The following is a 12,858-nucleotide window of genomic DNA, read 5'->3' as shown; positions in this document are numbered from 1 at the left end:
GGACAACAGGCAGGGAGGAAAAAGATGATCGGCTCCATGACCCGGAGCGCCCGGTGCTTGGCGATAGGCGCCTTCGCCCTCACGGCCTCCCTGGCCCTGTCTTTGCCGGCCAGCGCCGCCCCGCGCGACTACCGGATCGATCCGGAACACGCCTCGTTCGGTTTTCTCGTCTCCCACATCGGCTATGCCGACGTGCTCGGCATGTTCCGGGACGTTGCCGGCAGCTTCCGCTTCGACGAGGAGACCCAGGCCATTTCCGACGTCAAGGTGACGGTCAAGACCGCCAGCGTCTTCACCAATCACGACAAACGCGACGAGCATCTGCGCAAGGAAGACTTCTTCTGGTCCGAACGGCACCCGGAGATGACCTTCGTCATGACATCGGCGCAGAAGACCGGCGAGCGGACCGGCAAGATGACCGGTGACCTCACCCTGCGCGGCGTCACCCGGCCGGTGACATTGGACGTCACCCTCAACAAGGTCGGCGAGTATCCCTTCGGGGGAGGGTTGTTCGGCAGGCCGAACTACGTCGCCGGAGTCTCCGCCCGCGGCACCATCCGGCGGAGCGAATGGGGCATGGTGTACGGGACCGACAATGGCTGGGTCGGAGACGAGGTGCAGTTGATCATCGAACTCGAGGGCATCCGCCAGAACTAGAGATTGCCCGTCCGCCGACGGGACTCCCCTCCCCCTCAGCACGATCCAGGATGGCAGGCCCGGCACGAATGTGCAAGCGGGTCAGCCACGTGTAATTCAATTCTCGGCGTTAATGTTATCTTAAGTATCGCCGCCCACTGCCAGTTTTGGATGTGTAGATGCGATACCTGTTGACGCTTCCAGACCTTCGTTTATGCTACCCGTCCAGGGAAGAACCGCTCTTCGGCAGCCTTTGTCCAGTAACGATGGCGCCGATCGGCCGGTTCTTCGCTTATGCAGCAAAAGAATAATCATCCGGACAAAAACTTGGTGTAGGGAGGATGAACATGAAGACCGAAGAGACCACGGTATCGCGCCGCAAGTTTCTGCGCACCGGCGCCCTGGGGGCGGGTGCCGCCGCCGGAGCGCTTGCCGCTCCCGCCGTCGTGACTGCCCAGTCCCCGATCGTGCTCAAGATGCAGACCTCGTGGCCCTCCTCGGACATTTTCCAGGACATGGCGAAGCAATATGTCGAGCGAGTCGAGGCCATGTCCGGCGGGCGACTCAGGATCGACCTGCTGCCCGCAGGCGCCGTGGTCGGCGCCTTCCAGGTCCAGGACGCCTGCCACGACGGCATCATCGACGCCGCCCACACCGTCCCCGTCTACTGGTACGGCAAGCACAAGGCGGCCTCCCTGTTCGGCACCGGCCCGGTCTGGGGCGGCAGCGCCACCAACCTGCTGGCCTGGATCCACAAGGGCGGCGGGCAGGAATTCTACCGCGAACTGACCCAGGACATCCTGGGGCTCAACGTCGTCGGCTTCTTCGGCTTCCCGATGCCGGCCCAGCCGCTCGGCTGGTTCAAGAAGGAAATCGCCGGGGCCGGCGACGTCAGCGGCCTGAAGTACCGGACGGTCGGCTTGGCCGCCGACCTGATGCAGGCCATGGGCATGCGGGTCACCCAGCTCCCCGGCGGTGAAATCGTCCCGGCGATGGAGCGCGGCGTCATCGACGCGTTCGAGTTCAACAACCCGACCTCCGACATGCGCTTCGGCGCCCAGGACGTGGCCAAGAACTACATGCTGTCCTCGTACCACCAGGCCAGCGAGTCGTTCGAGTTCATCTTCAACAAGGATCGGTTCGAGCGGCTCGACAAGGATCTCCAGGCGATCCTTCGCTACGCCGTCGAATCGGCGAGCACGGCGAACACCGCCCTGGCCCTCGACCAGTACTCGGCCGACCTGCAGAAGCTGCAGAAGGAGTCGGGCGTCAAGGTGGTCCGCACCCCGGCCGACGTGCTCGCCAAGCAGCTCGAAGCCTGGGACAAGCTCATCCCGCAGCTCGAGGGCGACGCGTTCATGAAGCGCGTGATGGACAGCCAGCGCGCCTGGACCGAACGCACCGTGTTCTACCAGCTGATGAACGATCCCGACTACAAGCTGGCCTTCAACCACTACTTCCCGAGCAAGATCGCCCTCTGACCGGCAGGACTTTGACTTTGACGCCGGCGCGGTCCCTGGCCGCGCCGGCGCTCGGCTGAGCGTGATGCTTGGGAGAAATCCATGATCCGGTACATCGAGTTTGCCGATCGCCTGTCCGCATGGATCGGCAAGGCGTTCGCCTGGGCGATCGTCGTCATGACGTTCGGCGTCAGCTACGAGGTTTTCGTCCGCTACTTCCTCGACAATCCCACGACCTGGGCGTTCGACATCACCTACATGATGTACGGCGCCCTGTTCATGATGGGTGGGGCCTACACCTTGTCCCGCGACGGGCACGTGCGCGGCGACTTCGTCTACCGGCTGTGGCGTCCCCGGACGCAGGCGACCGTCGAGCTGGTGCTTTACTTCCTGTTCTTCTTTCCCGGGATCATCGCGCTGGTCCTGGCGGGCTGGAAATACGCCTCGCGGTCCTGGCGCTATGCCGAGGTCAGCGTGATGAGCCCGGCCGGCATCCCGATCTTCCAATTCAAGTCGATCATCGTCGCCGCCGGCGTCCTTCTCCTGATCCAGGGGATCGCCCAGGTTTTCCGCTGCATCCTCTGCATCCGGACCGGCGAATGGATGCGGGTCCGCGACGAGATCGAGGAAACCGAAACGGCGCTGGCGAAGTCTCTCGCCACCGGCAGCCTTCCCCATGGATCCGAGGCGGTGGATATCGTCACGCCCATGCATAATAAGACCAACGGCGACAGGCGGGGCTGATCCATGTCCGACCCACAAGTAGCCCTGCTGATGCTGGGCTCGTTCCTTTTCGTGATCCTCCTCGGCTTTCCGATCGCCTTCACCCTGATGGCGATGGGCGTCGGGTTCGGCTACTATGCCTATTATGACGCCGAGCGGATGCGGACGATCTTCGACAACCGCATCTTCGACCTGTTCGTCAACCAGACCTATTCGGTCATGGCGAACGACGTGCTGACCGCGGTGCCGCTGTTCCTGTTCATGGGATATGTGGTCGAACGGGCGAACATCGTCGACCGGCTCTTCCAGACGATCTACATCGCGGCGCGCCGGGTTCCGGGCTCCATGGCCGTGGCGGCACTGATCACCTGCGCCCTGTTCGCGACGGCCACCGGCATCGTCGGCGCGGTGGTGACGCTGATGGGCCTGCTGGCGTTCCCGGCCATGCTCAAGGCGCGCTACGACACCAGCTTCGCCTCCGGCGTGATCTGCGCAGGCGGAACGCTCGGCATCCTGATCCCGCCGTCGATCATGCTGATCGTCTACGCCGCGACGTCGGGCGTCTCGATCGTCCGGCTGTACGCGGGCGCGCTGCTGCCCGGCCTGATGCTGGCGGGGCTTTACCTCGTCTATGTCGTCATCCGCGCCGTGCTTCAACCGTCCGTCGCTCCCAAGCCGCGGGACGAGGACATCGGCGACGTTCCGATCGGCAAGCTGCTGGTCATGCTGGCGACGTCGTTCCTTCCCCTGGCGGTGCTGATCCTGTCGGTGCTGGGAGCCATCCTGTTCGGGCTGGCGACTCCGTCCGAAGCGGCCGCCATCGGCGCGCTGGGCGGCCTCGTCCTGGCGGCGGCCTACGGATCGCTGACCTGGGACCGGTTGAGGCAGTCCGTCTACCTGACCGTCCGCACCTCGGCGATGGTGTGCTGGCTGTTCGTCGGGTCCTGGACCTTCTCCTCCGTTTTCTCCTATCTGGGCGGCGAAGGGGTCATCACCGAATTCGTCACCGGCCTGGACCTGACGCCGCTACAGTTCCTGCTGCTGGCGCAGCTGATCATCTTCCTGCTCGGCTGGCCGCTGGAGTGGTCCGAGATCATCATCATCTTCGTGCCGATCTTCCTGCCGCTGCTGCCGCATTTCGGGATCGACCCGCTGTTCTTCGGCATCCTGATCGCGCTCAACCTCCAGACCTCGTTCCTGACCCCGCCCATGGCGATGTCGGCCTATTACCTGAAGGGGATAGCACCGCCCCATGTCCAGCTCGTCCAGATCTTCAAGGGATGCATGCCGTTCCTCTTCCTGGTGTTCCTGTCGATGATCATCCTCTACATGTTCCCGCAGATCGCCTATTTCCTGCCCAACCTGGTCTATGGTCAGTAACCGAATGACTGCGAACCTGGAACTGACGCGCTTCTCCGCCAGCGACCTACGCCACCGGATCGACCGGGGCGAGGTCCGGGCCGTCGAAGTCGCGGAAGCCCACCTGGAAGCCATCGCCGCGCGGGAGGAGGAGGTCCGGGCGTGGACCTTCCTCGATCCCGACCACGTCATGCTCCAGGCGCGGATGCTCGACAGCCTCCGCTCCTCCGGACGGCCGACCGGACCGCTCCACGGCATCCCGGTCGGCGTGAAGGACATCATCGACACCCGCGACATGCCGACCTGCAACGGCACGCCGCTGGATGCCGGCAGAAGGCCGCAGGACGACGCCTTCATCGTCTCGCGGCTCCGGGAAGCCGGCGCCATCGTCATGGGCAAGACGGCCACGACCGAACTGGCCGTCATGAATCCCTGCGACACCCGCAATCCGCACGATCCCGGGCGGACGCCCGGCGGCTCTTCCTCCGGGTCGGCGGCGGCGGTCGCGGCGTCGATGGTGCCGCTTGCCGTCGGAACGCAGACCAACGGATCCGTGATCCGCCCGGCGTCGTTCTGCGGCGTCGTGGGCTACAAGCCGAGCCGGGGCACGATCTCGCGGCGCGGCGTGCTGGTCCAGTCGCCGGCGCTGGACAGCGTCGGCGTCTTCGCCCGGAGCGTCGAAGACGCGGCCCTGCTGGGCGACGTGCTGGCCGTCTACGACGAGCGCGACCCGGCCATGCGGCCGACCGCCCGGCCGCAGCTCATGGAAGGCGCTGCGGCGACGCCGCCGCTGGCGCCCGTGCTGGCCTTCGTGCCGTCGCCCGTCTGGGACCGAGCGGAACCGGCGACCCGGGAGGCCTTCGGCGAACTCCGCGACGAGCTGGGCGACGGGATCGACCAGGTCGACCTGCCGGAACCGTTCGACCGGGCGCACGGACTGCACCGGACGATCATGCTGGCCGACATCGCCCGCAACTTCTCCCGCTACGCCGAGCGGGGCCGGGACCAGCTCAGCCCGCTGCTCCAAGGCATGATCGACGAGGGGCGCACCCTTCTGGCCGTCGACTACTCGCTCGCCCTGGACTGGACGGAAGTCCTGAACAGCGCGCTCGACCGCATCTTCGACCGGTACGACGCGATCGTCACGCCGGCCACCACCGGCGAGGCCCCGGCGGGCCTGACCACCACCGGAGACCCGGTCTTCTGCACCATCTGGACCTATTGCGGCGTCCCGGCGATCACCCTGCCCCTCCTCCAGGGGGAGAACGGTTTGCCGGTCGGCGTCCAGCTGGTCGGCCGGCGCGGCGGGGACGCCCGGCTCCTTCGGACCGCAAGCTGGCTGATGCGCCGCTTCGGCATGGCTACACCCATTTGAGGATCGGGACATGAGGATCATCGATAGCGTTCTCGCAATCCTGGGACTGGCCGGCTTCGCCGGGTTCCTCGCCATCATCGCGGTCTATGTGCCGGAGCCGGTGCTGATCGTCATCTTCGTCGCCTGCGTGGCCATGGCGGCCTTCGACTTCGCCCAGGAGATCATGAGGAAGCGGTACGGCCGCGGGTAACCTCGGGGCAGGCGGCGGACGGCGGCACCCTTCGGCAGGGCTGCCCCGCGTCCGCGGGCTTGCAATAGCGGGGCCGGCTCTTTAGTGTCTGCCGCAATTGCCGCTGGGGCATCATCTCCAAGGAAGTTGCTGAAGCGCCTCATGAAGGCCGCCGTCATTGTATTCCCCGGCTCCAACTGCGACCGCGACGTCAGCGTCGCTTTGGAGCACGCCACGGGCGCCAAGCCCGCCATGGTCTGGCACCGCGACAGCGACCTTCCCCCGGTCGATCTGATCGTCGTTCCGGGCGGATTCTCCTACGGCGACTATCTGCGCAGCGGCGCGATGGCCGCCAAATCCCCGGTGATGCGCGAGGTCGTGGCCCGGGCCAGGGCCGGCGTCCGCGTGCTTGGGATCTGCAACGGCTTCCAGATCCTGACGGAGGCGGGCCTGCTTCCCGGCGCGCTGATGCGCAACGCCGGGCTGAAGTTCATCTGCCGGACGGTCGACCTGCGGGTCGAGAACGCGGAGAGCGCCTTCACCTCGGCCTTTTCGGAGGGGCAGGTCGTCCGCTTCCCGGTCGCCCACCACGACGGCAACTATTTCGCCGACGCCGATACGCTCGCCCAGATCGAGGACGCCGGCATGGTGGCCTTCCGCTACGTGGCACCCGGCGGCGTGATCGACGCGTCGGGCAACCCGAACGGCTCGGCCAACGCCATAGCCGGACTGTTCAACGAGACCCGCACCGTGCTGGGCATGATGCCGCACCCCGAGCGGGCCTGCGAGCCGCTGCACGGCAACACCGACGGGAAGCCCCTGTTCGACGGACTGGTGGAGGCCCTGTCGTGACCACGAACGCCCGCAAGGAACCCGAAGTCACCGCCGAACTGGCCGCGGAGCACGGGCTTTCCCCCGACGAATACCAGCGGATGCTGGAGATCGTCGGCCGGACGCCGTCCTTCACGGAGCTGGGCATCTTCTCCGTCATGTGGTCGGAGCACTGCTCGTACAAGTCGTCGCGGGTCTGGCTGAAGAAGCTCCCGACCAAGGCGCCGCACGTCATCTGCGGGCCGGGCGAGAATGCCGGGGTGATCGACATCGGCGACGGGCAGGCCGCCATCTTCAAGATGGAGAGCCATAACCACCCGTCCTTCATCGAGCCCTACCAGGGGGCGGCCACCGGCGTCGGTGGCATCCTGCGCGACGTCTTCACCATGGGCGCGCGGCCCATCGCCAACATGAACGCGCTGCGCTTCGGCAGCCCCGACCACCCGAAGACCCGCCACCTGATCTCGGGCGTGGTCGCCGGCATCGGCGGCTACGGCAATTGCGTCGGCGTGCCGACGGTCGGCGGCGAGACCAATTTCCACCCGTCCTACAACGGCAACATCCTGGTCAACGCGATGACCGTGGGGTTGGCCGAGACCGACCGGATCTTCTACTCGGCCGCCGCCGGCGTCGGCAATCCGGTGGTCTATGTCGGGTCCAAGACCGGCCGCGACGGAATCCACGGCGCCACCATGGCCTCGGCCGAATTCACCGAGGACAGCGAGGAGAAGCGTCCGACCGTGCAGGTCGGCGACCCCTTCACCGAGAAGCTGCTGATCGAGGCCTGCCTGGAACTGATGGCGACCGACGCCATCGTGGCGATCCAGGACATGGGTGCCGCCGGCCTGACCTCCTCCTCGGTGGAGATGGCCGACAAGGGCGGCCTCGGCATCGAGCTGGACCTGGACACGGTGCCGCAGCGCGAGACCGGCATGACCCCGTACGAGATCATGCTGTCCGAGAGCCAGGAACGCATGCTGATCGTCCTCAAGCCGGGCCGCGAGGATCTGGCGAAGGCGATCTTCGACAAGTGGGAGTTGGACTTCGCCGTGATCGGCCGGGTCACCGACAGCGGTCGCCTCGTCCTGAGGATGCATGGCGAGACCTATTGCGACCTGGAAGTGGCTCCGCTGGTCGATCGCGCGCCCGTCTACGAACGCCCGTGGGAGCCCACGCCGGCGCAGGCCGACATCGATGCCGCCGAGGTTCCCCTGCCCGCCCCCGCCACCGAGATCCTGCACCGCCTGATCGGCAGCCCGGACCTGGCGTCGCGCCGCTGGATCTGGGAGCAGTACGACAGCCAAGTCGGCGCCGACACGGTCGCGGCGTCGGGCGGCGATGCCGCGGTGGTGCGCGTCCACGGGACGAACAAGGCGCTGGCCATCACGACCGACTGCACGCCCCGCTACTGCTTCGCCGATCCGGTCCGCGGCGGCGCCCAGGCGGTGGCCGAGGCGTGGCGCAACCTGACCGCGGTCGGCGCCAAGCCGCTGGCGATCACCGACAACATGAACTTCGGCAATCCGCAGAAGCCGCGGATCATGGGCCAGTTCGCCGGGTGCATCCAGGGCATGGCGGACGCCTGCACCGTGCTGGATTTCCCGGTCGTGTCGGGGAATGTCAGCCTCTACAACGAGACCAACGGCGAGGCGATCCTGCCCACCCCGGCGATCGGCGGCGTCGGCATCCTGCCCGACGCGTCGCTGGCCGTCTCCCTCGCGTTCAAGGCACCGGACCAGGCGATCCTGCTGGTCGGCGAGACGCGGGGCCATGTCGGGCAGTCGCTTTATCTGAGGGAGATCCACGGCCGCGAGGAAGGCTCGCCGCCGCCGGTCGACCTTGCGGCCGAACGCCGCAACGGCGATCTGGTCCGCGACCTGATCCGCGACCGCGCCGTCACGGCCTGCCACGACGTCTCGGACGGCGGCCTGCTGGTGGCGCTGGCGGAGATGGCGATGGCCGGCCGGATCGGCGCCGCGATCGACCTGCCGGACGGTGTCGGCGCAGCCGGTTTCCTGTTCGGCGAGGACCAGGGCCGTTATGTCGTCACCTCGTCCGACGCCGACGCCGTGATCGGTCGAGCGAACGCGGCCGGCGTGCCGGTGCGGCGTCTCGGCGTGACCGGCGGCACCACGTTGACACTCGGTGCGGGTGACGCCATATCGGTTGATGGCCTTAGAACGGCACATGAAGCCTGGCTGCCGTCGATCATGGCAGGCGGTGCGGATTAACCCCATAAGCTGAGCGGGAAGGCTGAAAATGGCGATGGACGCGGCTCTCATCGAGAGCTTGATCAGGGAAGGCATCCCCGATGCCGAGGTTCGCATCGAGGATCTGCGGGGCGATGGCGATCATTACGCCGCGTACGTCGAATCCGCCGCTTTCAAAGGCAAGACGCGCGTTCAGCAGCACAAGATGGTTTACGACGCCCTGCAGGGCCGCATGGGCGGGGAACTCCACGCCCTGGCCCTGCAGACCAGCGTTCCCAAGGACGCCTGACTGACCACCAACGCCGGTTTCCACCGCCGGTCGCCCCGAACGGTCGAATTCACGAGGATATCGAGAGATGGACAACTCCGTAGCAGAGCGGATCAAGAGCGACATCGAGAGCAACGACGTCGTCCTCTACATGAAGGGCACCCCGGTTTTCCCGCAGTGCGGTTTCTCGTCCGCCGTGGTCCAGGTGCTGACCCACCTGGGCGTCAAGTTCAAGGGGATCGACGTGCTGGTCGACCCGAGCCTACGGGAAGGCATCAAGACCTTCAGCAGCTGGCCGACCATCCCGCAGCTCTACGTGAAGGGCGAGTTCGTCGGCGGCTGCGACATCGTCCGCGAGATGTACCAGACCGGCGAGCTGATGGAGATGCTGAGCTCCAAGGGCGTGGACGTCCAGGTCAAGGCCTGACCTCTCTCCGTCCTTGCAGAGACTTCAGGGAAAGGGCTCCGCAGGCGGAGCCCTTTTTCATGCCCGCATCCAAGTCCCCGGAAAAGCCCGGAACCGCCTTTTGACATATATCTTCGTTAAGCCGGCGGTAATGCTTGGCACGCGAAAGTCCTGACCGAAAAAAGTAAAAGGGAAAAGGACTTGGTCATGGCACGCGGTTCGGCTACGGCGCTTACCGGTGGTTTCGTTCGGGGTCTGACGCTGCGGTTCCTGGGATCGGCCGTCGCCTATGCCTTGCTCGGCATCGGGGTCGTCGGCGCCTCCATGTCGGTCCTCGTCCTCCTGGGGCTTCGCCGCTTCACGCAGGACTGGACGGCGCTTGTCGCCGAAGCCCGCCTTCCCGGTGCCGAGAGCCTGACGTCCACCGTCTCCCTGATGTCCTTCCTGGTGACCTGGGGAAGCGTCGCGACCATCTGCACGCTGATATCGGTCGGCCTGTTCTTCCTGTGGTTCACGCGGAGCCGGGTCGTCAACCCGCTGATGCGGCTGACCGGGGCCATCGACCAGCTTGCCGGAGGCCAGCCCACCGTCGCGATCCCCTACGCCGCCCAGCAGGACGAAATCGGCGTCATGGCGCGGGCCGTCCTCGTGCTCAAGCAGAACACGGTCGAGAAGCTCCGCCTGGAGGCCGAGCAGGCCGCCCTCAAGCGGCAGTCCGAGGCGGAGCGCCGGCGCGTGCTCGGCGATCTGGCGGGCCGCCTGGACGAGAGCATCGGCCAGGTCGTGGAGACCCTGTCCGGGGCGGCCACCGCGCTTCAATCCAACGCCCAGCTGATGCTGAGTTCCTGCGACGACGCCCGCGAGCGCTCCTCGGCCATCGCCTCGACCTCGCGGACCTCGTCCGCCAGCGTCGAAAGCCTGGCCTCGGCCGCGAACGCCCTGTCGGACAGCATCGCCGACATCGAGCGCCAGACCGGAAACGCGACCACCATCGCCCGCATCGGAATGGACCAGGTCGCCGCCACGAACGACGTGGTGGCCGGGCTGAACGACACCGTCCGGGAGATCGGCCAGGTGGTCGGCATGATCGGCGAGATCGCGGCCCAGACCAACCTGCTGGCGCTCAACGCGACGATCGAATCCGCCCGGGCCGGCATGGCGGGCAAGGGGTTCGCCGTCGTGGCGAGCGAGGTGAAGAACCTTGCCGGACAGGCCGGGCGCGCGACCGAGGAGGTGACGCAGAAGATTCACCAGATCCAGGAGGTCACCGGCAGGGCGGTCGCGACCATGACCAACGTCGCCCAGACCATCGAGCAGATCGGCGGCATCGTCACCGACATCGCGTCGGCCGTCGAGCGCCAGAGCACCGCGGCCCGAACGATCGCCCACAATGTGGATACCGCCTCCGACGGGACGCGGCGGGTCTACAGCGACATCGAGCGGGTCGCTTCGGCCACCGAGAATTCGGGCCGGACAGCCGATCAGGTGATGTCCTCGGCCCGCTCGGTGAACGACAAGGCCAGGGATCTGCGCGCGACCGTGGACAGCTTTCTGCAGAAACTGCGCAGCGCCTGACCTGTCCAGGCGCGTCGCAGGTCAGTTATGCCCACGGTGCAGGGCGCCCGATGCACCGGTTGATCTGCTGCCGTGTTAAGCAGCGATCATGTCCGAATCGCCCCTTGCCAACTCCGGCGGCCCTCGCGTGGCCCGTGACGCGCGCGCTCCCGTCGATCCCGCCGTTTCCGGCGTCCTGTACGCGCTCGGAGCCTTCCTGGTCTGGGGCGTCGCCCCGATCTTCTTCAAGGCGCTTCAGCCGGCCACTCCGGTAGAGATCCTGTCGCACCGGGTGCTCTGGTCGCTGCTGCTGATGATCGTCCTGGTGCTGGTGATGCGCGACCCGCGCGATGTCGTGACCGCCCTGTCCACCGCCCGGCGCGTCGGCATCTTCGCCCTGACCACCTGCCTCGTCACGACGAACTGGCTGCTGTTCATCTGGGCGGTCAACAGCGACCATATCGTCCAGACCAGCCTGGGCTATTACATCAATCCGCTGGTCAACGTGGTGCTCGGGGTGCTGTTCCTTGGCGAGCGGCTCAATGCCAAGCAGACGCTTTCGGTCGCCCTGGCGGCGATCGGCGTCACCAGCCTCGTGGTCAGCCTGGGCGAACTGCCCTGGGTGTCGCTGACCCTGGCGACCACCTTCGGTTTCTATGCCCTGATCCGCAAGAAGGCGGGCATCGATCCGCTCGTCGGGCTGCTGATCGAGACGGCGATGCTGACGCCCTTCGCGGCGATCTACCTGATCTGGATCGGCGCTGCGGGCACGGGTGTCTTCACCCTGGACGATCCCGGGCTGGCGGCGCTGCTGGCCGTATCCGGCGTGGTCACGGCGCTTCCGCTGATCTTCTTCAACTTCGGCGCCCAACGCCTTAAACTGTCGACCATGGGGCTGATGCAGTACATCTCGCCGACGCTCCAGCTGGCGATCGGCGTGCTTCTGTTCGGCGAGGACTTCACTCCCGCCCACGCCATCGCTTTCGGGCTGATCTGGCTGGCCCTGGCGATATACAGCACCGACGCCTTCCTGATGCACCGGGCGCGGCGGTAAGGCCTCGCCCGGGCGGGACGGGCACGAATAAAAAAGGGGCGCCGGTCCGAGCCGGCGCCCCTTTCGTCGTTCAAGCCGCGAGAATCAGCGGCTGTAGTACTCGACCACCAGGTTCGGTTCCATCTGGACCGGGTACGGCACGTCGGCGAAGGCCGGGGCGCGCACGAAGGTGCCCTTCAGGGCCGAGGTGTCGACGTCCAGATAGTCGGGGATGTCGCGCTCACCGGAAGCGATCGCTTCCATGACCAGCGCCATCTGCTTCGACTTCTGCTTGACCTCGATCACGTCGCCGTCCTTGACCTGGTAGGACGGGATGTTGACGCGCTTGCCGTTGACGCGGACATGGCCGTGGTTCACGAACTGGCGCGCGGCGAACGGGGTCGGCACGAACTTCATGCGGTAGACGACGGCGTCGAGCCGGCGCTCCAGCAGCTGGATCAGGTTCTCGCCGGTGTCGCCGCGGCGGCGGACGGCCTCGGCATAGAGGCGGCGGAACTGCTTCTCGCCGATGTTGGCGTAATAGCCCTTCAGCTTCTGCTTGGCCATCAGCTGCAGGCCGAAGTCGGACGGCTTCTTGCGGCGCTGGCCGTGCTGGCCGGGGCCGTATTCACGGCGGTTGATCGGGCTCTTCGGACGACCCCAGAGGTTGACGCCCAGACGGCGGTCGATCTTGTACTTGGACTCTTGACGCTTGCTCATACGCTATCGCTTTCGACGCTGTTTGTTGTCCCAATAGGTCCTGCCGGTCGGATGGTCCCGAAGGACTTGATCGGCCGCGGACGGGGCGTTACCACATGCACGCCCGCCTTCTTG

General features: G+C 66.4%; 13 protein-coding genes. 12 read left to right on the top strand and 1 reads right to left on the bottom strand.

Annotated elements, in window-relative coordinates:
• The first annotated feature begins 24 nt into the window (after nucleotides 1–24).
• From JL101_RS11625 to rarD, 12 genes are all read left to right on the top strand, one after another.
• A complete protein-coding gene (locus tag JL101_RS11625; RefSeq protein ID WP_228435411.1) occupies nucleotides 25–657 on the top strand; it encodes a YceI family protein in 633 nt (210 codons plus the stop codon).
• A 326-nt stretch (nucleotides 658–983) separates the two neighbouring features.
• Entirely contained in the window at nucleotides 984–2,117 is a 1,134-nt protein-coding gene (locus JL101_RS11620) for a TRAP transporter substrate-binding protein (RefSeq protein ID WP_203095207.1), read from the top strand.
• Between the two features lie 81 nt (nucleotides 2,118–2,198).
• Entirely contained in the window at nucleotides 2,199–2,840 is a 642-nt protein-coding gene (locus JL101_RS11615) for a TRAP transporter small permease subunit (RefSeq protein WP_203095206.1), read from the top strand.
• Between the two features lie 3 nt (nucleotides 2,841–2,843).
• Nucleotides 2,844–4,199 carry a TRAP transporter large permease gene (locus tag JL101_RS11610; RefSeq protein WP_203095205.1) on the top strand — a complete coding sequence of 452 codons (1,356 nt, stop codon included), beginning with the start codon at nucleotides 2,844–2,846 and terminating at the stop codon, nucleotides 4,197–4,199.
• Nucleotides 4,200–4,203: 4 nt separating this feature from the next.
• Nucleotides 4,204–5,553 carry an amidase gene (locus tag JL101_RS11605; RefSeq protein WP_203095204.1) on the top strand — a complete coding sequence of 450 codons (1,350 nt, stop codon included), beginning with the start codon at nucleotides 4,204–4,206 and terminating at the stop codon, nucleotides 5,551–5,553.
• 10 nt (nucleotides 5,554–5,563) lie between these two features.
• The gene (locus tag JL101_RS11600; RefSeq protein WP_203095203.1) at nucleotides 5,564–5,743 is read left to right on the top strand and encodes a hypothetical protein; all 180 of its coding nucleotides are present in this window, start codon (nucleotides 5,564–5,566) and stop codon (nucleotides 5,741–5,743) included.
• 141 nt (nucleotides 5,744–5,884) lie between these two features.
• Complete coding sequence (purQ, locus tag JL101_RS11595) at nucleotides 5,885–6,574, top strand: phosphoribosylformylglycinamidine synthase subunit PurQ (RefSeq protein ID WP_203095202.1); 690 nt, start codon at nucleotides 5,885–5,887, stop codon at nucleotides 6,572–6,574.
• Nucleotides 6,571–8,784, top strand: coding sequence for a phosphoribosylformylglycinamidine synthase subunit PurL (gene purL, locus JL101_RS11590; protein WP_203095201.1), 2,214 nt, complete (start codon nucleotides 6,571–6,573; stop codon nucleotides 8,782–8,784). Before purQ ends, purL begins: the two co-directional genes overlap by 4 nt.
• A 28-nt stretch (nucleotides 8,785–8,812) precedes the next feature.
• A complete protein-coding gene (locus JL101_RS11585; protein WP_201080195.1) occupies nucleotides 8,813–9,052 on the top strand; it encodes a BolA family protein in 240 nt (79 codons plus the stop codon).
• 67 nt (nucleotides 9,053–9,119) lie between these two features.
• On the top strand, nucleotides 9,120–9,458 hold the full coding sequence (grxD, locus tag JL101_RS11580; protein WP_201080193.1) for a Grx4 family monothiol glutaredoxin: 339 nt from the start codon (nucleotides 9,120–9,122) through the stop codon (nucleotides 9,456–9,458).
• Between the two features lie 186 nt (nucleotides 9,459–9,644).
• A complete protein-coding gene (locus JL101_RS11575; RefSeq protein ID WP_203095200.1) occupies nucleotides 9,645–11,012 on the top strand; it encodes a methyl-accepting chemotaxis protein in 1,368 nt (455 codons plus the stop codon).
• An 88-nt stretch (nucleotides 11,013–11,100) separates the two neighbouring features.
• Complete coding sequence (rarD, locus tag JL101_RS11570) at nucleotides 11,101–12,045, top strand: EamA family transporter RarD (protein WP_203095199.1); 945 nt, start codon at nucleotides 11,101–11,103, stop codon at nucleotides 12,043–12,045.
• Between the two features lie 84 nt (nucleotides 12,046–12,129).
• Here rarD and rpsD read toward each other — a convergent pair whose 3' ends face one another.
• A complete protein-coding gene (rpsD, locus tag JL101_RS11565; RefSeq protein WP_158045417.1) occupies nucleotides 12,130–12,744 on the bottom strand; it encodes a 30S ribosomal protein S4 in 615 nt (204 codons plus the stop codon).
• Between the last annotated feature and the right edge of the window lie 114 nt (nucleotides 12,745–12,858).

Source organism: Skermanella rosea, from assembly GCF_016806835.2.
Lineage (GTDB): Bacteria > Pseudomonadota > Alphaproteobacteria > Azospirillales > Azospirillaceae > Skermanella > Skermanella rosea.
The sequence above is the reverse complement of the archived record's forward strand: the minus strand, read 5'-3'. Positions and strand labels throughout refer to the sequence as shown.